At 32.8% G+C, this 25,759-nt stretch carries 21 protein-coding genes; 8 read left to right on the top strand and 13 right to left on the bottom strand.

Annotated elements, in window-relative coordinates:
- Positions 1–343 precede the first annotated feature (343 nt).
- The 7 genes from ACKVOD_RS06045 to ACKVOD_RS06015 all read left to right on the top strand — a co-directional run bounded on the left by ACKVOD_RS06045 (position 344) and on the right by ACKVOD_RS06015 (position 6,683).
- The gene (locus ACKVOD_RS06045; protein ID WP_409208569.1) at positions 344–1,255 is read left to right on the top strand and encodes a MerR family transcriptional regulator; all 912 of its coding nucleotides are present in this window, start codon (positions 344–346) and stop codon (positions 1,253–1,255) included.
- A 34-nt stretch (positions 1,256–1,289) separates the two neighbouring features.
- Positions 1,290–2,756, top strand: a complete 1,467-nt coding sequence (locus tag ACKVOD_RS06040) for a phytoene desaturase family protein (RefSeq protein ID WP_409208568.1) — start codon at positions 1,290–1,292, stop codon at positions 2,754–2,756.
- 1 nt (position 2,757) lies between these two features.
- A complete protein-coding gene (locus tag ACKVOD_RS06035) occupies positions 2,758–3,597 on the top strand; it encodes a phytoene/squalene synthase family protein (RefSeq protein WP_409208567.1) in 840 nt (279 codons plus the stop codon).
- Positions 3,598–3,624: 27 nt separating this feature from the next.
- Positions 3,625–4,065, top strand: coding sequence for a carotene hydroxylase (locus tag ACKVOD_RS06030; RefSeq protein ID WP_409208566.1), 441 nt, complete (start codon positions 3,625–3,627; stop codon positions 4,063–4,065).
- 1 nt (position 4,066) lies between these two features.
- Positions 4,067–4,744, top strand: coding sequence for a lycopene cyclase domain-containing protein (locus tag ACKVOD_RS06025; protein ID WP_409208565.1), 678 nt, complete (start codon positions 4,067–4,069; stop codon positions 4,742–4,744).
- A gap of 182 nt (positions 4,745–4,926) precedes the next feature.
- Positions 4,927–5,388: an SRPBCC family protein gene (locus ACKVOD_RS06020; protein WP_409208564.1), complete on the top strand. Its 462-nt coding sequence runs from the start codon at positions 4,927–4,929 to the stop codon at positions 5,386–5,388.
- Positions 5,388–6,683: a cryptochrome/photolyase family protein gene (locus ACKVOD_RS06015; protein WP_409208563.1), complete on the top strand. Its 1,296-nt coding sequence runs from the start codon at positions 5,388–5,390 to the stop codon at positions 6,681–6,683. The genes ACKVOD_RS06020 and ACKVOD_RS06015 overlap by 1 nt, the downstream gene beginning before the upstream one ends.
- On the opposite strand, the gene ACKVOD_RS06010 is transcribed toward ACKVOD_RS06015, so the two are convergent.
- The 13 genes from ACKVOD_RS06010 to nirB form a co-directional block, all read right to left on the bottom strand.
- Positions 6,684–8,102 (bottom strand): SDR family oxidoreductase, encoded by a 1,419-nt coding sequence (locus ACKVOD_RS06010; protein WP_409208562.1) that lies wholly within the window; start codon positions 8,100–8,102, stop codon positions 6,684–6,686.
- A gap of 26 nt (positions 8,103–8,128) precedes the next feature.
- Entirely contained in the window at positions 8,129–8,740 is a 612-nt protein-coding gene (gene folE, locus ACKVOD_RS06005) for a GTP cyclohydrolase I FolE (RefSeq protein ID WP_409208561.1), read from the bottom strand.
- 18 nt (positions 8,741–8,758) lie between these two features.
- Positions 8,759–9,442: an SDR family NAD(P)-dependent oxidoreductase gene (locus ACKVOD_RS06000; protein ID WP_409208560.1), complete on the bottom strand. Its 684-nt coding sequence runs from the start codon at positions 9,440–9,442 to the stop codon at positions 8,759–8,761.
- A gap of 13 nt (positions 9,443–9,455) precedes the next feature.
- Positions 9,456–9,734 carry a TIGR03643 family protein gene (locus ACKVOD_RS05995; RefSeq protein ID WP_409208559.1) on the bottom strand — a complete coding sequence of 93 codons (279 nt, stop codon included), beginning with the start codon at positions 9,732–9,734 and terminating at the stop codon, positions 9,456–9,458.
- A 2-nt stretch (positions 9,735–9,736) separates the two neighbouring features.
- Positions 9,737–11,041 carry an ABC1 kinase family protein gene (locus ACKVOD_RS05990; RefSeq protein ID WP_409208558.1) on the bottom strand — a complete coding sequence of 435 codons (1,305 nt, stop codon included), beginning with the start codon at positions 11,039–11,041 and terminating at the stop codon, positions 9,737–9,739.
- The gene (locus tag ACKVOD_RS05985) at positions 11,041–11,700 is read right to left on the bottom strand and encodes a TetR family transcriptional regulator C-terminal domain-containing protein (RefSeq protein ID WP_409208557.1); all 660 of its coding nucleotides are present in this window, start codon (positions 11,698–11,700) and stop codon (positions 11,041–11,043) included. The genes ACKVOD_RS05990 and ACKVOD_RS05985 overlap by 1 nt, the downstream gene beginning before the upstream one ends.
- A gap of 242 nt (positions 11,701–11,942) precedes the next feature.
- On the bottom strand, positions 11,943–13,433 hold the full coding sequence (locus tag ACKVOD_RS05980) for an MFS transporter (protein ID WP_409208556.1): 1,491 nt from the start codon (positions 13,431–13,433) through the stop codon (positions 11,943–11,945).
- Positions 13,434–13,583: 150 nt separating this feature from the next.
- Complete coding sequence (locus ACKVOD_RS05975) at positions 13,584–14,246, bottom strand: response regulator (RefSeq protein ID WP_409208555.1); 663 nt, start codon at positions 14,244–14,246, stop codon at positions 13,584–13,586.
- Positions 14,247–14,374: 128 nt separating this feature from the next.
- Entirely contained in the window at positions 14,375–16,186 is a 1,812-nt protein-coding gene (locus ACKVOD_RS05970; RefSeq protein ID WP_409208554.1) for an ATP-binding protein, read from the bottom strand.
- A 12-nt stretch (positions 16,187–16,198) separates the two neighbouring features.
- Positions 16,199–16,786 (bottom strand): DUF4202 domain-containing protein, encoded by a 588-nt coding sequence (locus tag ACKVOD_RS05965; RefSeq protein ID WP_409208553.1) that lies wholly within the window; start codon positions 16,784–16,786, stop codon positions 16,199–16,201.
- A gap of 29 nt (positions 16,787–16,815) precedes the next feature.
- Positions 16,816–17,193 (bottom strand): nitrite reductase small subunit NirD, encoded by a 378-nt coding sequence (nirD, locus tag ACKVOD_RS05960; protein WP_409208552.1) that lies wholly within the window; start codon positions 17,191–17,193, stop codon positions 16,816–16,818.
- A gap of 29 nt (positions 17,194–17,222) precedes the next feature.
- A complete protein-coding gene (locus ACKVOD_RS05955; protein WP_409208551.1) occupies positions 17,223–17,897 on the bottom strand; it encodes a hypothetical protein in 675 nt (224 codons plus the stop codon).
- Between the two features lie 38 nt (positions 17,898–17,935).
- Complete coding sequence (gene nirB, locus ACKVOD_RS05950) at positions 17,936–20,440, bottom strand: nitrite reductase large subunit NirB (RefSeq protein WP_409208550.1); 2,505 nt, start codon at positions 20,438–20,440, stop codon at positions 17,936–17,938.
- 516 nt (positions 20,441–20,956) lie between these two features.
- On the opposite strand from nirB, the gene ACKVOD_RS05945 reads away from it, so the two are divergent.
- On the top strand, positions 20,957–25,759 hold a 4,803-nt coding region (locus tag ACKVOD_RS05945), incomplete at its 3' end, for a chondroitinase-B domain-containing protein (RefSeq protein WP_409208549.1).

The raw sequence follows: 25,759 nt of genomic DNA, 5'->3' as shown, positions 1-25,759 counted from the left end.
AATAAATAAATACTTAGTATAAAGTTTATATTTTGCAAAATAAATTTTCATTAGAATTTTGCACGGTTTTTTTATGCTTTTTAGTGATGTAGGTAAAATTTTTTCTCCAGACATAATTTTAGTTGTTTTGAATGTTTATCAAATAGATGTTACTTTTTTTTTATGAATAAAGTTGGATTTATTTTTTTTTGATAAATTTTTTTACTTTTTTTATGTAAATCATTGATTTTTAATTTATTTAGTTTATTTTTTTTCTATTTACACTTAATAGGTTTCTATTGAAAAAAAGTTCTTCTTTCGATTTAAAATATAAAGCCTATATTTGTTTAATAAATTACTTTAAATGATAAACAATACTGGAGATGTAAAAAGTGTTTTTAGTATAAAAGATCTCGAGAACCTTTCAGGCATCAAGGCACATACCATCCGAATTTGGGAAAAAAGATACAACGTTTTGGAACCCATGCGTTCAGATACTAACATAAGAGTGTATAATTTGGTTAATTTACAAAAATTGCTAAACATCACATTGCTTCATGATTTCGGATACAAAATTTCAAAAATAGCTACTTATCCTGAAGACGACATTCCTCGTTTAGTACGAGAAATTATCACCGTAAAGAGTACTAAAAATCATGCTATTAGTGCCTTTAAAATGGCTATGATGAATTTTGATCAAGAATTATTTTTCTCAACTTACTACCAATTACTTTCAGAAAAATCATTTAAAGAAGTTTTTTATGAAGTCTTTATACCTTTAATGACAGAGATGGGTTTTTTATGGCAATCGCATACGATATCACCAGCCCATGAGCATTTTATTAGTTATTTGATAAAGCAAAAATTACTTATAAATACTGAGAAACTTCAAGTTTTAAGGCCTATTAAAACCGATAAAGTTTTTGTACTTTCGTTACCTATGAATGAAATGCATGAGTTGGGACTTATGTATTTAAATTATGAAACACTATTGCATGGTTACAAAACTATTTACCTAGGAGAAAGTGTACCAATTGAAAGTTTAACCGATTTGAAAAGTCATTTTGAATCCATTGTTTTTGTCTCTTATCTCACGGTACAACCCGATAAAGACTCTATTAATGAGTATGTTGCTGAAATGATTCGCCAATTGCATGGAGAAAAAATTGAACTTTGGTATATAGGTAGAATGGTTGAATTTATAAATATTAAAAATTTTGGAAACAGTATTAAAACATTTAATTCTATTCCCGAATTAGTAAATGAAATTCAATAAATTCCTTTAAACATTTATTATATTTACTAAACAAATGAAAAAAATAACTATTATCGGCTCTGGATTTTCGGCTTTGGCAGCTTCCTGCTATTTAGCCAAAAGCGGATTTGAGGTAACAATTCTTGAAAAAAACACTACTGTAGGTGGAAGAGCTAGACAATTAATTAAAGATGGTTTTACTTTTGATATTGGTCCTACTTGGTATTGGATGCCAGATGTGTTCGAAAAATTCTTCGCTGATTTTGAAAAAAAACCATCAGACTATTATACACTAGAAAAATTAAATCCAGCCTATGAGGTTTATTTTGATTCTTTAAATTCTATTAAAATTCCCGACAATCAAACGGATATTCTATCTATTTTCGAAAATGAAGAAAAAGGGAGTGCTAAGCATTTAAATCAATTTTTAGAAGAAGCAAAATTTAATTATGATGTGGCTATCAAAGATTTAGTTTATCGACCGGGAGTTTCATTCACAGAATTGATAACCCCCGTAACCATCAAAAAAGTAAATCAGTTTTTTACTAGTATTAGAACCAAGGTTAGAAAAAAAATTAAGAGTCACAAATTACGACAAATCATGGAATTTCCTGTTTTGTTTCTGGGCGCAAAACCATCTGATACGCCTTCTTTTTATAGTTTTATGAATTATGCTGATTTTGGATTAGGGACTTGGCACCCAAAAGGAGGTATGTATGAAGTTATTAAAGCGATGGTAACACTAGCTGTTGAATTAGGTGTTACAATTGAAACCAATCAAAATGTCGAGAAAATTAACGTTGAAAGTGGGGTTGTAAAAAGCGTTGTGTCAAATGGAATTTCAATAGAATCTGATATTGTTTTAAGTGGTGCCGATTACCATCATACCGAAACCTTGCTGGAAAAAAAATACAGAGGATATTCTGAGAAATATTGGGACAGTAAAGTATTTGCGCCTTCATCTTTATTGTTTTATGTAGGTTTTAATAAAAAAATCGAAAATGTTTCACATCATACTTTGTTTTTTGATACTGATTTTGATGTGCACGCCAAAGACATTTATGATAACCCAAAATGGCCTGAAAAACCCCTTTTTTATGCCAGTTTTCCAAGTAAAACAGATTCGTCAGTTGCTCCAGAAAGTACAGAAGCTGGTATATTTTTAATTCCTATTGCTCCCGGAATTGAAGACACCCCTGAAATTAGAGAAAAATATTTCGAAAATATTATCAAAAGATTTGAGCTTTTGACCAACCAAGAAGTTTCAGAGAATGTTATCTTCAAAGAAAGTTATTGTGTCAATGATTTTGTTAATGATTATAATTCATACAAAGGGAATGCCTACGGTTTAGCTAATATCTTAACGCAAACCGCTTTTTTAAGACCTAAAATAGTAAGTAAAAAAGTCGAAAATCTATATTTTACTGGGCAATTGACAGTGCCGGGACCAGGAGTTCCACCCTCGTTGATTTCGGGAAAAATAGTTTCGGACTTAATTAATAAAAAATTTCCAAATCAGTAATATGAAGCAATTGTTTGATGAGGTTTCATTTAAATGCAGTAAATTAGTAACAAAGAGTTACAGTACTTCATTTTCATTGGCAGTAAAAATGCTCTCACCTAGTATTCGTGATGCAATATATAGTATTTATGGCTTTGTTCGTTTTGCAGATGAAATTGTAGATTCGTTTCATGATTTTGATAAAGAACTTTTGATAATGGATTTCGAAAAAGAATATTATAAATCTTTCAATTCTGGAATAAGCCTTAATCCAATTTTAAACTCGTTTCAACAAACGGTTAAGAAATATAGTATTACCGACGATTTAGTTCAGGCTTTTTTAAAGAGTATGAAATTAGATTTGGTTAAAAAAGGATATGAAAACAAAGAAGAATATGAGGATTACATATACGGTTCCGCCGATGTAGTAGGATTAATGTGTCTCAAAGTATTTGTAAATGGAAATAATGATTTTTATGAATTACTAAAACCAGAAGCAATGCGATTGGGTTCTGCTTTTCAAAAAGTGAATTTTTTGAGAGACTTAAAAGACGATAATTTAATTCTAAATCGGAATTATTTTCCAGGATTTGATTTGAATTCGTTTGACGAAAATTCTAAATCAAGCATTATTGATGAAATTGAAGATGATTTTAGTGCTGCTTACCAAGGAATAGTAAAATTACCCAGTAATGCAAAATTTGGCGTTTATACTGCTTATGTTTATTATAAACAACTTTTAAAGAAATTAGAAGCTACTCCTTTTAACAAAATTGGGGTTGTAAGAATTCGAATATCAAATTTCACTAAATTTGTATTGTTAATTAAGTCGTTTGTAACGTATAAGCTTAAATTAATTTAAAATATTTATTATCAAATTAAATACATAATGCAATTCTTTTTTATATTTCTAGGTACTTTTTTACTAATGGAATGTATCACTTGGTGTACTCATAAATTTGTTATGCATGGGTTTTTGTGGTATTTACATGCAGATCATCATCAGCCTAAATATGCCCATATTTTCGAAAGAAATGATTTGTTTTTTGTAATTTTCGCTATTCCGAGTATTTTACTTATTTATTTTGGAGTAGAAGTCGGATTAAACTATAAGTTTTTTATTGGTTTAGGAATTATGATCTACGGGCTATGCTATTTTATTGTGCATGACATCATTATTCATCAGCGTTTAAAGTTGTTTAAAAACACGAAAAATAAATATTTGATTGCTCTTAGAAAAGGTCACAAAGTGCATCACAAACATTTAGGTAAGGAGGAAGGTGAATGTTTTGGTATGTTGTTTGTTCCTTTTAAATATTTTAAAATTTAATATGTCGCTCTACCTGTTATTGAATATTGCTTCTTTATTAATCCCGTTACTTTACAGTTTCGAGAGTAGAATGAAATATATAAAAAGAGGGAAAGCTGTTTTTTCGGCAATTAGTATTACTGCTATTTTCTTTATTATCTGGGATATTGTATTCACCAAAATAGGTGTTTGGAGTTTCAATCCTAGATACCATTCTGGAATAGAATTTTTTGAATTACCTATAGAAGAATGGCTGTTTTTTATTTGCATTCCCTATTCTAGTATTTTTATCCACTTTGCCTTTCATTATTTTTATCCAAAGGTTTCTTTGTCGGACAAAATAGTGAGAAAGATTTATTTCTTGTTAATGATTGTTTTGTTGCCAACAATAGCTTTTCATTATGACAAATGGTATACTGTAGTAAATTATAGTTTTTTGGTGTTGGTTTTGACCTATACGGTTTTTAAAGGCCCCAATGTCTTGAACACTTTTTTCATTACTTTTCTAATCATATTAGTTCCATTTGCCTTGGTCAACGGTATACTTACAGGCAGTTTTATTGACGAACCTGTAGTTTCTTATAATAACGCCGAAAACTTAGGAATTAGATTGGGGACAATACCAATAGAGGATATTGGCTATGCTTTCACAATGATACTAATGAGTTTGGTATTGATAGCAAAAATTGAAAAGAATTAGCCACAGATTGAACGGATTTACGCCGATTTTAAAATATATATATTCGTGATGCGTCGTGAATTTTTTGAGAGTCGTCGTTTACTTACAATTGTAATCTGTAAAATATCTTTAAACCTGATTGTCGGCAGAAAGGTCTTTAAAAAAAATAGTTCACATACGAAAATCCTAAAAAATGATAAAAAATGAAAGTTTATAAAAAAGAAACTATACAAATTGTGAATGCGAGTATTGAAGAATGTTGGGCATTTTTTTCAAGTCCCAAAAATTTGCAGAAAATCACTCCCGAAGGGATGGGTTTCCAAATAACGGATTATGATAATAAACCTATGTATGCTGGACAGATAATTCAGTATAAAGTATCACCACTTTTAGGTTTAAAATTAAGTTGGATGACTGTCATTACTGTTGTTGAAAAAAACAGTCACTTTATAGATGAGCAACGCTTTGGACCTTATGCTTTGTGGCACCACAAGCATTTTTTTGAAGCTACAGAAAATGGAACGAAAATGACAGATTTAGTGCATTATGCACTGCCGTTGGGTTTTCTAGGTAGAATTATGAATTTTCTTGTTGTAAATAATAAGCTGAAAGAGATTTTTGATTATCGTTGTGTCAAAGTGGATGAAATATTTAATGCTAAATAATGAACAAGAAAGAAATATCAATATTTTGGTTTCGAAGGGATTTAAGGCTTGATGATAATGTTGGACTTTTTAATGCATTGAATTCTAAATTTCCAGTTATTTCAGTATTTATTTTCGATGAAGAAATTTTAGAAAAGTTACCAAAAAATGATGCTAGAGTAGGTTTTATTTATGATTCTCTTTCTGATATAAACTGTAAGTTACAAGAAATAGGAAGTTCACTTTTGATAAAAAAAGGAAAAACCAAAGACGTTTGGCAAGAGCTTCTTCAAGAATTTGATATTAAAAAAGTATTCTTCAATAAGGATTATGAACCTTATGCAATACAAAGAGATTTGACTATTTGTGAATTATTAGCTCAAAATAAAACCGATCATTTTTCTTTTAAAGATCAAGTAATTTTTGAAGAAAAAGAAATTACAAAAGCCGATGGATTGCCTTACACCGTTTATACGCCTTATAAAAATAAGTGGTTAGAGAAATACAAAACAATAGCTCCAATTCCTGAATATACTTCAACGGACAAGTTTTCTAATTTTAAAAAAATCAACTTCACTTTCCCAACTTTAGGCCAAATAGGTTTTGTAGAAAGTGTCATAAAAGTGATTCCCCATAATTTAAAAAACATTGCTAACTATCACGAAACTAGAGATTTTCCCGCCATAGACAGCACTTCGTATCTTTCGCCACATTTACGATTTGGCACTGTAAGTATTCGTAAATTAGTGAATTGGGCAGTTCATAAAAACGATGTTTTTTTGAGTGAATTGATTTGGAGAGAGTTTTTTATGCAAATTTTATTTAGCTTTCCTAAAGTAGTGACTCATAATTTCAAATCGGCTTACGATGGAATTCAATGGCGCAATAACGAAGAAGACTTTCAACGCTGGTGTTCTGGAACTACTGGTTATCCAATGGTTGATGCTGGAATGCGTCAACTTAATGAAACTGGTTATATGCACAATCGTGTGCGAATGGTTGTTGCTAGTTTTCTTTGCAAACATTTATTAATTCAATGGCAATGGGGTGAAGCCTATTTTGCTGAAAAATTACTAGATTTTGAATTGTCTGCTAATGTAGGTAATTGGCAATGGGCTGCTGGTACAGGTTGTGATGCAGCGCCATATTTTAGGGTTTTTAATCCCGAAATACAGCTCAAAAAATTTGACGAAAAAGGCATTTACATTCGAAAGTGGATCTCAGAATTCGATTTAGGATATGGAAAACCTATGGTTGAGCATGCTTTTGCAAGAGATCGAGCGATTGCTACCTATAAAACGGGTATTCTGAAGTAATTACCGAACTAATCTTTTCAACATACCATTAAAAATAAAACTATGAAATGGTAAAATACTATACCAATATACTTTACCCCAAACCCCTTTGGGTCTGAATGTTGCGGCTTGGTACAAAATGTTATTGATGATTTTAAATTCGAGCCATGCTTCGCCAGGTAATTTCATTTCGGCATATAAAACTAATTTTCCTTCCTCTTTGTTAGCATACAAAACTCGCCAAAAATCAAGGGCATCGCCCGGATGAATATTATGTTTGTTAGTTCTACCTCTTCTAGAACCTACACCACCCAATAAATGGTCAATAAAGCCACGTAAATCCCATAACCAATCCGCATGATACCATCCTGTTTCTCCACCAATAGACCAAATTCTTTCAATGGTATTTTCTTTGTTTTTTATTTCTTTTTTTCGTCGGTCAATAAAACATCCTTTTTTTGGAACCTTTAAAAACCCTGAAATATTGGTATTAAATCGTCCACTGACTAATGAATCTTTCCAACTCGAGATTACTTTATCTTCCTTTATTTTTATTAAAGCCCTCGTTAAAGCTTCTTCGTAGGACATTGGTTTAACGCCTAACAACTCATTGATTTCATTGTCTTTGCATATTACTTCAACTTTCATACTACTGACTAATGCCGATGCTAATTTGTATGAAGTCGAGGTTACAAAATACAACCAATAGGATGATAATTTTGGGGTCATTATAGGAACTGTAAAAATCCATCTTTTTAAATTTTTTGCTTTTGCAAAACCTAAAAGCATTTTCTTATACGTAATGACATCAGGCCCCCCAATATCAAAGTTTTTATTGTATAGAAATGGATTTTTGAGAGATTTTAATAAAAAATCTAAAACATCGCTTATAGCAATGGGTTGACATTTGGTATTCAGCCATTTTGGGGTAATCATAATAGGAAGTTTGTTGACCAAATCCCGAATAATTTCGAATGAAGCACTACCAGAGCCAACAATAATACCAGCCCTCAAAGTGGTTGTAGCAAATTTGCCAGTATTTAAAATATCTTCAACTTTTTTTCTGGAAGTTAAATGTTTTGACAACGAACTGTCATTTACAATACCACTCAAATAGATGACTTGTTTTGCTGCGGTTTGATTTATTCTACTAACAAAGTTTTCTGCCGAAATGGACTCCAATTCATCATAATTAGTGTCTGCACCTGACATAGAATGTATCAAATAGTAGGCAACTTCTATATCAGTTGGAATTGCTTCTATGGTTTCAGGTTCCAGAAAATCAACCTCTACTAAAGATACGTTTTTTCGCAGTTCTATCGGGCAATAAAACCTGTTTTTATCTCTTACACAACAAATTACTTCGTGACCTTGAGCTACTAAAATAGGCAAGAGTCGTTTACCGATATATCCTGTTGCGCCTGTTAAGAGAATTTTCATGATCTTACTTTATAAAATAAATAATTTTAACTCAATTTATTCGAAACAAGGCTAATAAATTCTTTTCTAGTTTTGTCTTTTTCAAATGCTCCTGTAAATGATGAAGTTGTAGTCACTGAATTTTGTTTTTGAATTCCACGCATTTGCATGCACATGTGTTGCGCTTCGATAACAACTGCTACTCCAAGTGGATTTAATGCTTCTTGAATGCAATCTTTAATTTGATCAGTTAGTCTTTCTTGCACTTGCATTCTTCGTGCAAAAGCATCTACAATTCTAGGTATTTTACTCAATCCTACAATTTTACCATTTGGGATATATGCCACATGTGCTTTACCAAAAAAAGGTAACATATGGTGCTCACACATCGAATAAATTTCAATGTCTTTAACAACAATCATTTGTTTGTGGTCTTCTGAAAATAACGCTGATTTCATTATTTCTAATGGATTTAATCCATAACCATGGGTCAAGAATTGCATGGATTTAGCCACTCTTTCTGGTGTTTTTTCCAGACCTTCTCTATAAATATCTTCTCCTAAATTTTCTATAATTATTCTATAATTATCTGCTAATATATCTGTTACTTCATCATCATATTGTTCGATTCTTTCGTAACTTCTATTCTCTTTTATCATCTTTTTATTTAAATTTTATTATATTTTAAATGTTACTATACCATAATCCATTTCAAATACTTGTCCCGAGATAGATTTTGCTTGTTCCGAAATAAGGTAATTTGCCATACTTGCCACTTCTTCTGGTTTTAAATAATTTTTCATAGGATGGCGTTCTGCCATATTTTCTTTCATTCTGTCGTTTCGCAAAATTCCCGCTGCAAGCGTAGTTTCGGTAATTGTAGGAGCGATGGCGTTAATACGAACTACCGAAGCTAATTCAGCTCCGAGCGATTTCACCAAACCTTCAATTCCTGCTTTTGCTGTTGCAATACTAGCGTGAAATGGCATTCCTAATTTTGCCGCCACAGTACTAAACAAAATGATTGAAGGATTATTTCCTTTTTTTAAAACAGGCAAATATTTTTGAATAGCTTTCACAGCACCGATAACATTAATTTCAAAATCATTTCTAAAATCATCAATATTCAAACTGCCAATAGGTTTAAGGTTAATTGAACCTGGACAATATATTAATGTGTCAATATTTTCGATATCAGGAAGTGAATCCTGTAAGATATCAATGGTATAATGTTGCAAATTCGCGTGCGTAATGTTAGGCGTATTTCTACTCAAATTGTAGACTCTGTTGTTTTCTAATTGTTGCAATAAAATCGCACTTCCAATGCCTTTGCTGCCACCAACGATTACTATATTTTTCATTTGATGTTATTTTTTATCTCTTCGCTATTTTGTTATTGTTGATTTGTCTTTGCATCGAACATTTAAATCGTCCTTCTCGAAAATCTCTCAACTTTTCATGCTTTGTTTTTCGACCTTGTACTCTTGCTCTCCACATTCTAAAGCTAGAAGCTTTCATTTCTATCCGCATCAATTTGATAACTTCTTGTTCTTTCAAGCCGAATTGTAACAAAATAGAATCGAAAGTGGTTCGATCTTCCCAAGCCATTTCAATAATTCTGTCCTTTTCAATATCTGAGAGCTCTTTATTCACTACTAATATTTTAGATATTCATTTACAATTATTTTTGCTTTAAGATCAAACATCAAATTATATAAACCAAAAAAGGTTCTGTTGATGTAGATAAAGTGTTTTGAACCTCTATTTCCATTCATTTTTCTTAGGTTAGTGTCGTTTGCAAAGCGTTCGCCCAGTTTGGCAATATTTTCAAAAAACACTTCGTCAGAAAAGTCGAAATTTTTGGATTGAAACGGTTTAGTGAAAAGCGATAATAAATCGTAAAACATTTCAGTGAAATAGTCTACTTCTTCAGTAGTATCATCTATTCTAAGGATTTCTAATTCAAATAGTTTTTCTTTAAAAAGTTGTTTGTTATCTATAATTTCTTTTTTAATTAACTCAAAATAGGGGATGTAGAATACATTTGGAATTTGTTTCATACAACCAAAATCTAATGCTACCAGTTGGTTTTCTGAGTTTACTAAAAAATTTCCAGGATGTGGATCAGCATGTACTTTTCTTAAAACATGAATTTGGTACATGTAAAAATCCCATAATGCTTGACCAATTTTGTTAGATACTTCTTGGTTGGTCTCATTTTTAGTATACTCAGAAAGATGAATTCCAGTCATCCAATCCATGGTAATAATCTTGTCCGAAGAGTATTTAGGATAATATTTGGGAAAAATTAAGTTCTCAATATTTTTACAAGCTTCAGCTACTTCTTGACTTTGTTTAATTTCTAACAAATAGTTGGTTTCTTCAATCAATTTGTCTTCGACCTCTTTGAAATATTTGTCCGAATCTTTTCCCTGAAGGTTAAACATTCTGATAGCGATTGGTTTAACCAAAGCTAAATCTGAAGATATGCTATCTGCAACTCCAGGGTATTGAATTTTTACGGCTAGTTTCTTTTTGTCTTTTATTGCTAAATGTACTTGTCCAATACTAGCAGCATTAACAGAAAAGGCATCAAACTCGTCAAATATTTCATAAGGAGTTTTGCCAAAATTTGCTTTAAAAGTTTTTAAAACCAAGGGTGCAGAAAGTGGTGGAACTGAGAATTGTGATAAGGAGAATTTCTCTACATAAGCTTGAGGTAAAAAACTTTTGTCCATGCTCAACATTTGCGCAACTTTCAATGCGCTTCCTTTTAAGCTTTTTAATCCGTCATAAATATCTTCGGCGTTGTCTTCATTTAATTTATCACGAGTCATTGTTGGATTAACCATTTTTTCACCGTAATATTTTAAATAATTCACGCCAACTTTTGCGCCAGTTTGCACCAGTTTGCTTGCTCTTTCAATTTTTGAAGTAGGAATATAGTCTATTGTTTTCATTATTTGGTGTATATTTTTTCTTTGAAAATAAATTTTCCAAAATCTATTAAGCTGTCTAAGGGCGCAATATTCATTAACTCGAAAGTTGCTTTAACTGATTTTTCGATATAGATATCTGTTTTTTCAAAGCGAGCAGATTCATCATCAAGCCAGAATTTAAGGGTCAACAAAAACTGTATCCAAGCTGTTTCTTTAATCGTTTTTTCTTGAAAATTTTGAAATCTTTCATTTTGAGTTCTGACTTCATCAGTAATTATTTCAGCAATAAAGTTTTTGAATCCAACTTTAACATTTGAAAGGAATATTAAGTTTTTAAGTTGGTTTTGATGTTCTTTTAAACTCATTACAACATAACTTCTATTTGCTGATAGCAATTCAAAAAAAGTAAAATAGAAACTTAATATTTTGCTTTTCATATCATAAGTCTCATAGTTTTTATCTTTTTGAATCATTGCTATAGTTTTTTCAAGAAAAATTTTAAAAACTTCTTTCTCTATACTTTCTATTGTGCCAAAAAAGGCATAGAACTCTGATTCGTCAAAACCATTTGTTTTAGCAAAAAGATAAACAGATTTTGGCTTATCTTGATGTTCTAATCTATAATTCATATACATAGAAACTATTATGTCTCTTGTTATGATTGATTTCTTTGTAGCCATTTATGTTTATTTTACAATTAGAGTATAAAGATACATCATTTTGTTTAATAAATATAAATAAAAGTTAAACAAAATATTTTTTTATAGTATAATTAGGTCTATTTTTTATATCAGGAATATTTTATATTTGATGTTTTTTATATTTATGAGGACATTAAAAAAAATAGCCCTTGAAATGAATCAAAGGCTTTAGTATTATTAGTTATAATTATATTGTTTGGGTATACAGTTTTTTTTAAAATTTATTTTTTTGAAGACTCGCGCTCCATTACTTTAGCTAAGTGAGGTTGCTTCTCGTTCATTATTTTTGTCACTGTGCGATGCATCCAAATCAGACAAACCAATGAAAATAAAAGAATAAATATCCAAGAGCTAGACCAAATTCCTGTTGAGGTAAGTAGGTAGCCAAAGATTATAGGTCCAAAAAAACCACCTAATCCTCCAATCATTCCAACCATTCCGCCTACAATACCTACTTCTGTTGGAAAATATTCAGGAATATGTTTGTATACGGCTGCCTTACCAATTCCCCATGAAATACCTATTAGGATGACTAAAATGAGATACACCCACATATTGGCATCAAAATGAATTGCAGTAATCCCTTTAGCCAGTAATTCCTTTTTCTTTACTACTTGATTTTCTTTCACAACGACTTCCTGCCAAGAGTTTTTAGTTGGAAAAATTGAATTTTCGATTGTTTTTTCTATTTTCTTATTTAAAGAAATATCTTTACTGTCTATAGTTACATTAGTGTCAGAAACCCTAGTAATTGTTCCTTTTTTTGTTGCCAAAACTCCTGGTCCGGTTGTGGTAATATCCATTTTAGGAATCATTAATAATGCACTAAGAATAACAGAAGAGCTTAATACCCAATACATTACTTTTCTTGCTCCAAATTTATCGGATAAGTACCCACCAAAAGCGCGAATTACTCCCGATGGTAAACTAAACATCGTTGCAAACATTCCCCCCATCACAAGACTTGTTTGATAAACAGACATAAAATTAGGCAATAACCACTGGGAGTAAGCCACAAAACATCCAAACACCAAGAAGTAGTATGCGCCAAAGCGCCAAACACGAACACTCTTTAAGGACCCTAACATTTGATATACTGTTTTATTGTGATTTTCTATTTTTTTATTTTTTGCAAAAATCAAAAACAATAATCCAATGATTAAAAGGGTAATGCCATAAATTACAGGTAAAATTTTCCATCCGTTTTGCGGGTCTTCAATAGAAAAATGATTGAGTAAAGAAGGAGCCACGAAAGTAGTAATGGCAGCTCCCGCATTTCCCATTCCGAAAATTCCTAAAGCTCTACCTTGCCATTCTTTCGGATACCAAATTGAGGTATAACCAATCCCTACTGCAAAACTAGTTCCGACCATGCCAAAAAAGAAACTTAAAATCGCAAATATAATAAAGCTATCTGCTAAAGCTAACAAAAATAAAGGAATAGAGCAGAGGAGTAATAATGTAGAAAACACGTATTTACCTCCGTATTTATCGGTTAAAATTCCTATTGGCAAACGCATAATCGAACCTGTTAATATGGGGATTCCTAAAAGCCAACCCACCTGTATAACGGTCCAATTAAATATTCCGTTATCAACCAAAAAAGTCACTAAAACACCATTTAATGTCCAACAGGCAAAACATACTGTAAAGGCTAGGGTATTAAGCAATAAAATTTGGTGTGATTGTTTTAAAGAGTTGTTATTTTCCATGATAAATGTTTTTATAATGACAAAATTAACAACAAAAATCAATTGAAAACCTGCGTTTTAGCAGTTTTGAAATAAAAAATACGTATTTATACTTATTTTTCATAAGTATTTGATTTTAAATAGTTTGATTTTACGTATCTTGGGATAACACTACAATAAGGAGAATTCCGTAGCTTTATTAGATAATTCCATAAGGTTTTTCACTTTTAATTTTTTCATTAAATTAAAGCGATGTACCTCTGCTGTTCTTTTGCTGATATCTAAGGTATCTGCAATTTCTTTATTGCCTTTGCCGGCTAATAAAAGAGTGAGAATTTCTTTCTCTCTTTTAGTGATAAGGAGTTCTTCATCAATTACTTTTTTGGATTCAAAAATAGCATTATTTGGATTGCTAAGTTGACTAATTAATATTGAGGATATATCACCACTAAAATATTTGCCACCATTGGCAACGGTATGGAGAGCCTTAAGAAATTCTTCTTTGCTAGAACCTTTTAATAAATATCCGTCAGCACCAGCTTTAATTGATTTTAATACATATTCTTCAGATTCATGCATAGAAAGCATTACGATTTTAAGTAATTTTCCTTCACCTCTTAGTTTTTCAACAACCTCAATACCAGTTAATTTTGGCATACGAATATCTAAAATTAATAAATCAGGGTTTAAATCGTTGACAACTTTCAAAGCATCTTGCCCGTCAACAGCTTCGCCTACAACTTCTATGTTGAATTCGTTCTCTAGTAAAAATTTGATGCCATCTCTAACAAATACATGATCATCCGCTAGCACAACTCGAATAGTATTACTCATAATAGTATACTTAATTTTAGATTCATCTATTACGTAAATAGACCTAATAGTAATGCTAATATACGTAATTTTAATTTAGATTATCAAACTTCAATCCTATAATATTTTTGAATTGAAGTTTATTCATTTTATTCAATAGGAATATTAAATGTAATTCGAGTTCCTTCATCAGGAATAGAATTTATAAAAACACGACCATTAATATACTGTATTCTTTCTTTCATAAAAAGTAATCCCATTCCAGATTCGCTATTCCTTTTTTTCTCAGCTTTGTCAATATCAAAGCCTTTTCCATTGTCGTCTATGGTAATGCTTAAAAGCTTATCGCTGTGAGATAATTGTACTATAATATGAGTAGAATTAGCATATTTAATTGCGTTATTAATTGCTTCTTGTGTTAGTCGGTAAATGTTGACTTCTATTAAAGAATCTAAACGAAAATTAAAATCAGTTTTATTGTAAAAAAGTACATTTTTTCCAGTTAATTTTGATAACTCAAGTGCCAGTTTTCCTAAAGCAGATACAATTCCGTGGTCACTTAATTCCGGAGGCATCAAATTAAATGTTGCTGTACGAACTCCTTTTATGATGTCTAAAGCCAGTATTTTTAAATATTCTATCTTTTGAGCCGATTTTTCTTTGTCTTCTAAATTAATGCTTTCAAGGCTAAATTTTAATCCAGTAAGCATTTGACCAATGCCATCATGAATTTCTTTTGCTATTCGGTTTTGTTCGTTTTCTTGATTTTCTACAATTTTGCTAGAAATCACTTTTTGTTGATTTATTTTATCATCGATATTTTCAATATTCAAGCGTTCTACCTCTTTTTCAGCATTTTTTCGCTCAGTGATATCGAAACAGATGATTAACAATTCAGATTCATCTTTTTTGATAGTAACAGGTACCATAGATAAGTCTAGCCAAATTGAATTTCCGTTTCTACCCGTGATGTTAAGCTCTCCATGCCAGCCCATACGTTGCTTTTCAATAAAAATACGCTCTATTACTATTTGTTCTTTTTCAATGGGAGTTAATGCGTGAGAAAATATTTTATCATTAAGGAATGGGTTGTATTGTAGTAGTTTTGAAAATTTTTCACCCATATGAATCATGCTTCCATCTGGAGCTACTCGACAATAGAGCAGGGTGTTTTCCATAGCATAATTCAACGATTTCAACTCTTTGACGGAGTTTTCTTTTATCTCGCTAATTATTTCGGTGTCACGTGCTAATTTTAATGCTTTCTTTTCTGATGATAAAAGCGAAGCAAAAAGCATTTCTACTTTTTTGTTTGTTGGTCTAAAAATGAATAGAAATTCTAATAATAAAACTAATAAAGTGAATATTAAAATGGCATATTCTGTTTCACTTTGAAATCGTACTTTTTGGAGTGCTTCTTTATCATACTGCCCAACAATTTTATCCATTTTATCCAGAAAAATAGCTGAATTGACTAAAATAGTATGAACCAATTCTTGATTTTCATCGTCGTTGATATTCATTTGTTTATTATTCAAAAATTGAGTAGCAATTTTTAAAATGGTATTAAAATTAGGATTGATTGACTTGTATAAATTTGAAATTTCTTTGCTTTTTTCTTTTGGAAAACCAAGACTGTCGTTTCCGTTTTCTAAAGCGTATTGGTTAGATTTCCAAAGGTCAATGATCTTGTTAATTTTATTAATTTGTGGAGTGTTATCTTCAGTTTTGGTCACGAAATTTAATATCAAAATTTCTTTTGTTAATTTCTGACTTAGAAATCTTTGTTTTCCAGAAGAATTGATTATTCTAGAATCACTCAATTGACTATTTAGATTGTATTGAATGATTAATTGACTTAGCAAAACTGTTAATGCAATGGTCAATAATGCAAAAATATATAGTCTTCTAAGATTTTTAAAGGAAACTTTTTCAACATATGGGTTGTCATTGTTTTCCATAGCTATTTTGAATTATAAACCAAGTGATTCTTTAATTAATTCAAGATTTTCATAGCTATATTTTATTTTCAAGGCTTCAGTATGTCCATTTTCAGACATTTTATTCCAAGTTTTTAGAATAATATTTTTAAGCTTTTCTTTGTCGTGTTTTTGAACAAAAGGATTTAAATAATATTCTAAAAAAACTAAACAAATCACATCTTCAAGAAGTTGGGTTTCGGCGTCTTTTTTGAGCAGTTTTTTTTCTATTAAAAAAGAAACCCTAGCAATAAATGGTTCAGAATAGCCTGCTTTTTCTAAAATTGATGCGGTAGTTTTTGCGTGAAATTTTTTTAAATCTTCTCGCCATTTTAAGTATCCAACACGATCCATAGGGTAGGACTCTCGTGTGATTTTCCAGCGGCAAATATGTTGCGCTTTTGCAGCAATTTGTATCTCTTGAGAAGCATTTGGCTCAAAATTCAAGAGTCTTTCAAACATTCTATTAGAGTATAATAATTCCTTAGAATAACTTTGTGATTGGAATGTTTCTTGGTTTGGATCTTGTGCGTTTTCGGCATCTATCCAAGCCATTGCTTTATGGAAAGGTGTTGTTGTCATTTAAAAAGAATATTTTCAAATATACATAATTATTCTAAAAAGCCAATGAATACTTCATTACCCTCAACTTTTACGGGATAGGTTGCTATTTTTAAATCATCGCCACTCAAATTTGAACCATCTATCAATGAAAAAGTTTTTTTATGAAGTGGACAGGCTATTTTAGGAATGTCATCCATAGAACCAATCATTCCCCTTGACAATACCATTTCCATTTTGTGAGGGCATAAGTTTTGGCACGCATACCATTCATTTCTACGGTCAAATTGAATTACTGCTATTTGCTTGTTTTTGTATTTGATGCAACCTCCACCATTACTAGGGAAATCAGATGTTTTTCCGGCATTGTACCAAACTTTTACTTCTTCTAAGTTTACAGTTTCGTATTGATTTAATATTTCTTCCATAGATTGTATATTGTAAAGACTCAAGTAAATTATTGTAGCTTTTGTTTTATTTTCAGAACAGATTTATCAATTGTTTTCTGAATTGAAGTTTGTAAATTCTTATAGTCTCCTTCACCTTTCCAACTGCCCTTTATTTTTGTATTTGTTTCAAATCGTTTTTGTTGTAGAAGGGAATTATCTTTTAAGTCAATAATTTGAGTATCAATTAAGGTATGCCCTTTTTTTGTAGCTAAAAGCACTCCTGAATAGATTAGTAACAAACCATAATTATGAACTTTAATAAACAATATTTCATCAACATTGTATTTTCCCTTCATGAATCTAAAATCTAATTCTGGATATTCAATTTCTAAATTAGGTGCTTCAAATTTTGTTAAACTAGCATCATTGAAATTTTCTGATATTATTTCAAATGATTTATTTTTACTTGAAAGTGTATTTGATATTTCTTTTTTTAAAGACTCCTTAAAATTGAAGTTTGATTTTATTTCTGATAGTCCAATATGAAATTTATTATCAGATTCTGTTATTATTCTGGTTATCCCGTTTGTTTGCGCTCTGATTACCGATGGATCATTATTCATTTGTATAATAACACCAACTTTTGTTCCTTTATAAAATTCTTGACTAATTGGCACAGTAGTTATACAACCTGTAACTGAAAAAAGCACTATAAAAGCTAAAACTAATTTTAAATTTTTCATGGTTATCTATTTTGATTAAAAATCAAACTTAAACTTTTTTACCAAGATCTCGGCATTTTTTGTTCTCTTATTGGTGTGTATTCTAATGTATCGTCTCTGTCATCCGAATTAGTGAAGTGATTAAAACGTTTCATCAATTCAGGATTTTCAATTACTTGTTTCCATTCACATTCAAATGTATCTACTAAGGCTTGCATTTCTTCTTCCAATGTTTTAACAATGCCTAAACTATCATTAATAATTACCTCTTTAAGATATTCTAAACCGCCATCTAATTTTTCTAACCAAGTTGCCGTTCTTACTAATGGTCCAGCAGTTCGTATATAAAACATTAAAAAGCGATCCATGTATTTGAGAACAGTTTCTTTATCTATTTGCTCGGCTAATAAAACTGCATGTTTAGGATTAGCTCCACCATTACCGCAGATGTATAAATTCCAACCCCCTTCAACAGCAATTACGCCAAAATCTTTTCCTCTAGCTTCGGCACATTCTCGAATACAAGCCGAAACACCCCCTTTTAATTTGTGAGGAGAACGAATCCCTTTGTAACGGTCTTCGAGTTCGATGGCAAACGTGGTACTGTCATCCATTCCGTAACGACACCAAGCGTTTCCAACGCAGCTTTTTACAGCTCTCAATGATTTTCCATAGGCATGCCCACTTTCGAAACCATTGTCGATAAGGGTTTTCCAAATCGAGGGCAAATCATTCAATTCTGCTCCAAATAAATCGACTCTTTGCGCCCCGGTTATTTTGGTGTACAAATTGTATTTTTGAGCCACTTGACCTACTACAATTAATTTCTCGGCTGTAACTTCGCCACCCGCCATTCTCGGCACAACAGAGTAGGTTCCGTTGCGCTGAATATTAGCCAAGAAACGATCATTTGAATCTTGTGCCGTGATGTGTTTGTTGGCGGTATCATTATAAATACTGGAGAAAATAGAGGATAAAACAGGTTTGCACACCTCGCAACCATCCCCTTTTCCAACAACACCTAATACTTCATTATGATTTGTGAATTTATTTATTTTTATAATGTCAAATAATTCTTGTCTGTTATACCCAAAATGCTCACAAATGACTTCTTTTACTTCTTTGCCTAATGATTTTTGGGTCGCTTTTACAATATCAACCACCATTGGTTTGCAACCACCACAACCTGTAGTGGCTTTGGTCAATTTAACCACATCTGTCAAGGTTTCGCAAGTTCCGTCAGTTATTGAACAACATAATGCTCCTTTTGTAATATTTTCGCAAGAACAAATCACCGCAGAATCAGGCAAATCATTTGCTCCCATCGTGGTAGACTCTCCACCTCTTGACCCTAATATTAAGTCTTCTGGGTTTTTAGGCAATGCCATGGCGTTACTATAAATTTGGAATAGCGTATTATAATCGCTTGAATCACCAACTAAAATTCCACCTAAAAGTGTTTTGCCATCTTTGGTAACATTGATTCTTTTATAAATGCCGCTGAATTTATTTTCATAAACAATGGCAGTAACTGAATGGTTTTCTATAAAAGGATCTCCAAAACTAGCTACTTCAACACCAATCAATTTGAGTTGGGTCGACATATCGATAGTTTCTCTCATGGTTTTGTCGCCGTTTAAGATTTGCTCTGCAGCGACATCGGCCATTTCGTAACCTGGAGCAACAAGACCATAAATCATACTGTTATAAAGTGCTACTTCTCCAATGGCATAAATATGATTGTCAGAGGTTTGCATTCTATTATTAACTACAATACCGCCGCGTTCACCCACTTCTAAACCAGCTACTCGTCCTAGTTCGTCACGAGGTTTTATTCCTGCAGATATAACAAGCATGTCAACTTTTAGCAATTCATCGTTGGCAAACATCATTCCTGTAATTGCCTTATCGCCATCAATATATTGAGTGGCTTTATTAAGGTGAATGCCTATATTGAGTTCTTCGATTTTGGCTTGCAACATATTACTTGCGGCTTGGTCTAGTTGTCTCGGCATCAATTTTGGCGCAAATTCCACAACATGTGCATTAAGACCCATTCCTAAAACTGCATTTGCTGCTTCAAGACCGAGTAGTCCACCACCTAAAACCGCAGCTTCTGTAGCGCCATTTTTTTTAATTTTTTTGGCATACGCCATCATGGCATCAAGATCTTCGATGGTTCTGTAAACAAAAACCCCTTCTTTATCCGATCCTTTAATTGGTGGTACAAAAGCAGACGAACCCGTCGCCAAAACTAAGTAGTCGTACGAAAGTGTATTGCCTAAATGAGTTGTGATGGTTTTATTTTCTTTATCCAAACCTACCACTAATTCTGAGGTGTTGAGTAAAATATTATTTTCTTCATACCATGATAAAGCACTCATAGATAAATCATCAGCAGACTTACCGCCAAAGTATTCACTTAAATGTACACGGTCATAAGCTCTTCTTGGTTCTTCTCCAAAAACTGTAATCTGATAGTTTTCATGTCCAGATTTTGAGATAAATTTTTCGCAAAATTTATATCCTACCATGCCGTTTCCGACAATTATAACTTTAATCATAATCCGTTAATTAAGTACTAAATCACAAATATAAGTATTTTTACTTAATTAAATACGTATTTTTATTTTTTTAAATAAAAAAATGTAACCTTGAAAGGGTGTTTTATTCTGAAGAATGGAATAAGAATATAATGCCATATGTTGTTGATGTGTAATAAATAAAAAAAAAGTACAGCTCTAAAATAATTTAAAATAGTTCGGATATAAATCAGAACTGATTTTACAACTCCCTCTTATTTTAAAGGCTGTTTTTAAATCACTAAAATTCGTAACAGTTACTTATTTGATAAAGAATTTCATCAGATGTTTTTGAAATTTCTTTAGTAATTAAAAAATGCTCATTTCTATATGTGAACGTTAGTATTGTTAGGTTACTGTTTAACTTGTTTGTTTATGAAGGTATGCTTAAAAAAACTGGACAATTTTATACCCTTTTACGGATTATTGAATACTAGTTGTGTATTATTTTTGTTAATAATTAGTTTACTTTAATTTAAACCTACAAAATCTATAAAAATGAACCACAATCAACCATCAAAAAGAATTTCTTCTTCGATGTCATTACTTTCGCTATTTACTCTAGCGATGACTCTATTAATTGCGGTTAACATAAATGCCTCTACGATAAATGTTAGTAGCGTTACTGCCTTGCAAACTGCAATAAATAATGCAAATGCTGGGGATGTTCTTATTCTTGCCAATGGCACGTATCTCAACAATACATTGTCAATCAGCAAGAGTAATATTACAGTGAAAGCAGCTACTTCTGGCGGCGTGTTCTTGAACGGAACTAACGATATAACCATATCTGGAAATTATATTGTATTTAGCGGCTTTCAATTTACGTCGGGTGATATTGGCGCAGGAACAGTTTTAAGAATAACTGGCAGTCATAATGTTGTAACGCAATTGAATTTTAGTGACTATTATGCTTCAAAATATATTCAAATTAATGACGGCACCCAATACAATGAAATTACATTTTGTAACTTAGAGAAAAAACCAGCTGCCGCAGCCATTGGGTGCACGATACAAATCTCTACTTCACCGACAGTTCCCGGGTATCACAAAATAAGATATTGTTCTTTTCAAAACTATTACGGAATAGGTGGAGATAATGGAAATGAACCTATACGAATAGGTTTAGGCGCGGAAAGAGCTAATGTATCCAGAACTATTGTAGAAAATTGTTATTTTAATAATACTGGGCTTGGAGACGGCGAGACCGTGTCTGTGAAATGTGGAGAAAACCTCATTCGCTTTTGTACGTTCACCAATCAGCAAAATGCCATGTTGGTTTTTAGAAATGGGGACAATAATGTTGCCTATGGTAATTTCTTTATCAATGCGGGAGGGATTAGAGTAAAAGAAGCTAGTAATATTTATTGCTATAATAATTATTTTTATAACTCGGGTATAGGCAGTACTGCCGATGCGGTGACCTTTACTTATGATAACACAACGTATCCTGTTGTGCTTAATAACGTAAACTTCATTCATAATACTTTTGTTGAATGTGGCAATATAGATTTAGGCGGAACCGGTGCTACCAATAATACTTGGGCAAATAATATTTTTAAAAAGAGTTCTGGTTCTATTTTCACCAATGCAAATGCGGGGACTACTTGGGCAGGAAATATCCGTAGTGGAACAACGGGAATTACTATAGCTACTGGAATGACTAATGTAGATCCACTTCTAACACTTAATTCAGAAGGGTTTTATGGATTGCCATCAAATAGTCCAGCTATTAACGCTGCCAGTTCAAGTTATCCTTCTATTTTAGACTTAGCGAATATTGATGATGACCCAACATTAATATCTGATATTAGCGGACAAGCAAGGGTTGGTGTTAAAGATGTAGGTGCTGATGAATATTCTACTGCAACTACCTCAAATCGTCCTTTAGCAGTCACTGATGCAGGCCCTAACTATTTAGGAGGACCTTCTATTGCAGTTTCTACCCAGCCAAGCGCAGCAAGTATATGTTCTGGAAGTAATACTACTTTTACGGCCTCATCAACATCAAGCTTGTCACCTACAACAGTACAGTGGCAAAGAAGCGCCAATAGCGGAACAACATGGACAAATATAACGGCCAACATAGATGCAGCTACAACTTACAGCGGTTTTACAACCGAAACCCTTGTTTTAACAGGATCTTCATCAACAATTAATAATTATCAATACAAGGCTGTTTTTACAAATACAATAGGAAGTGTTGATTCAAATGTAGTTGCTTTAACTGTAATTACCACGGCAGTTCCAACAGGCTTAGCGACAAAAACGATATGTGGAGCGGCAACGGTTGCTAGTTTAACTGGTTATACAGGAACTGCTTTGCAATGGTACTCAGCCTTAACAGGAGGAAGTGCTTTGGACACTACTACTGCCTTGACAACTGGAAATTATTATGTATCACAAACATTAAATGGATGTGAAAGTACCAGAAAGACAGTTGCAGTAACAGTTACTTCGCCAGCTCCAACGGCATCTTCATTGTTGTTATGTACCGGAAGTACGGTTTCGGATTTAACAGCTACAGGTACATCGTTAAAATGGTATGCTGCTGCTAGTGGCGGAAGTCAATTAGCCTCTAGTACTGTTTTATCAACAACTACTTATTATGTTTCCCAGACCGTAAGCACATGCGAAAGTTCTAGAACAGCTGTTTCTGTTGTTATTTATACTCCAGCTTCAATGCCTATTTTAAATGCAGATGGCCCTGGAAATACTTATGAATTAATCACTAGCGTTTTAGCACCTTGTCAAGGAGTCGCTGCGGTAGAAGCACCAGATATGATTGATGGAACTGTAATTGGAACCCACCCTGCATTTGGACGACACATCGCTGAAGTTATGGATGCTGATTTAGGCAAATATGTATTCGAATTTTATTCCCATCTAGCTGAAGATAATGATATTACCGGTGGATTAGATCGTCAGCGTGTTGAAATAAAAACCTATGGCGGATCAACAGATAATTTAAAAGGGACTTTAGGAGAAACAGTTACCTATAAATGGAGGTTTAAAGTGCCAACTGGTTTCCAACCTTCCAATAATTTCACACACATACATCAGATTAAAGCAGTAGATGGAGATGACAGCAGTCCTCTTTTTACCCTAACCCCTCGTTATGGAACCCCTAATACTTTACAACTTATTTATACGCAAGATGCAACTACTTCAACAGATACTAAAGCAGAAGTCAATCTATCTTTATTTGAAAACACATGGGTAGAAGCGGTAGAAACTATAAAAATTGGTACAGGAACAGCAGGTACTTATGCTATTACTATTAAAAAAGTAAGTGATGGAACAACGATACTTTCGTACAGTTCGAATGCTATTCAAACTATTAGGACTTCAGCTACAGATCCTGCGACTACCGGAAAAGTAGACAATAGTTTTATACGTCCTAAATGGGGAATTTACAGAAGTTTATTGGATTCGGGTAAATTAAGAGATGATTCTATGCGTTTCTCTGACATTAGTATTTCAGAAATTATACCTCCGACAGCAGTGCTTACCGCAAATACTGATGGAACAGTTTCGGTAAGTGGTATAGTTGTTATTGGAACTACAGTAACGGTACAATTCCCGGATAATACAATTGTATCCGCAGAAGCCGGAGCAGGAGGAGCTTATGGGCCTATTACATCAGGGGTGTTATTATCGAGTGGAAATGTTATTACAACTTACGTTTTAAACGGAAATACAAGTCCAGAAGCTATCGGGCAATTTACTGCTTTACCAGTGGTAAGTGACCAAACTTTTTGTATATCAGGAACAGTTGCTAATTTAACGGCAACTGGAAATTTAGTAAAATGGTATGCTGTGGCATCAGGTGGAAGTGTATTAGCTACATCCACAGCATTAGCAAGTGGAACCTACTATGTTACACAAACTGTTAATGGCTTAGAAAGTGCAAGAAAATCAGTATTAGTAACTATCAATAACACCAATGCCCCGGTAGCAAGTGCCCAATCTTTATGTGGTTCAGCCACTGTCGCCAATTTACAAGCTACAGGAACGGCTTTGAAATGGTATACAGTCTTAACAGGCGGAACTGTATTATTAACCGATTCATCTCTGACCGCAGGAACTTATTTTGTATCACAAACTTTAAACAGTTGTGAGAGTTCCAGAACTTCGGTTGCGGTCACTCTTACTACTACCGCAGCGCCAACGGCAAGTGCGCAAGTTATTTGTAATTCGGGCACTGTGGCTAACTTAACAGCAACAGGTACAGATTTAAAATGGTATACAGCATCTACTGGCGGAAGTGCATTAGCCACATCAACTGCATTAACAGCAAGAACGTATTATGTATCGCAAACTTTAAATAGCTGTGAGAGTTCCAGAGTTTCCTCAGCAGTAACTATCCCCGTATGTGTATTGTCAAAGCAAGTAATAGCTGAACAACCTTATCATGATGGAGGCTTTGAGGGACAATCGGGTGTTTTGGGAACGACCACCCAATCAGCCATTAACAATATTTGGAGATCAAGTACGGCTTCAAATGTACCAACTGTTGTAGGTGTTTTTAACACTTCCGCCCCAAGGTCCGGAAATACCTATTTAACCCAGACATTAAATGCTACGACTCCTGCTACCAATCAAAGTGGCTATAGTAGAAGTACTTTTGGTGCTAGTGCAACCACCAATGTTGCTAAATGGGTTACCTTCTATTATAAGCCAACACCTGGAGTGACTCAAACTTCTAATAACCTGCAAATTAAGGGAGGATACATTTATACGGATGGTGCGGCTGCAACTACACAAGTATATGGGGCAACAGTTTTAGTTCCAACAAGTACTTCCTATACCAAATACAGTAAGGCAGTTGCTGCACCAATTAATCTTGGTACTTCTAACACGCAATTAGCCTTGTATTTAAAATCAGTTGCGGGAGGAGTTGTTTCTGTTGATGTTGATGATATTGTAGTTTATGATGGAACAGCAGAGGATATTATAGCACCAAATGCACCAGCCTCTGCTAACATTGTTAATGTAACAGCTTCAGGTTTAGTTTTGAATTGGACTCAGCCAGCTGTTATTACTTCGCCAACAACTGAAGCCTCTAGCGGAGTTGACGGAGGAGGATATGTGGTGGTGCGTTATTCTTCGAATCCTAATGCCGATAACGACCCTAATGTGAATGGTATTTATGCATTGGGAAATACAATTACTAACGGTACAGGGTCTTTAGTTGGAACGGTTGTATATATTGGAACTGGAACTACTTTTACGGACAGCTCTTTAGCCTCATCAACTTCCTATTATTATAAAGTATATGCTGTAGATAAAGCCTTTAAT

Origin of the sequence: Flavobacterium sp., from assembly GCF_046155325.1 — a bacterium.
GTDB lineage: Bacteria > Bacteroidota > Bacteroidia > Flavobacteriales > Flavobacteriaceae > Flavobacterium.
This window is presented reverse-complemented; position numbering and strand designations above follow the sequence as displayed.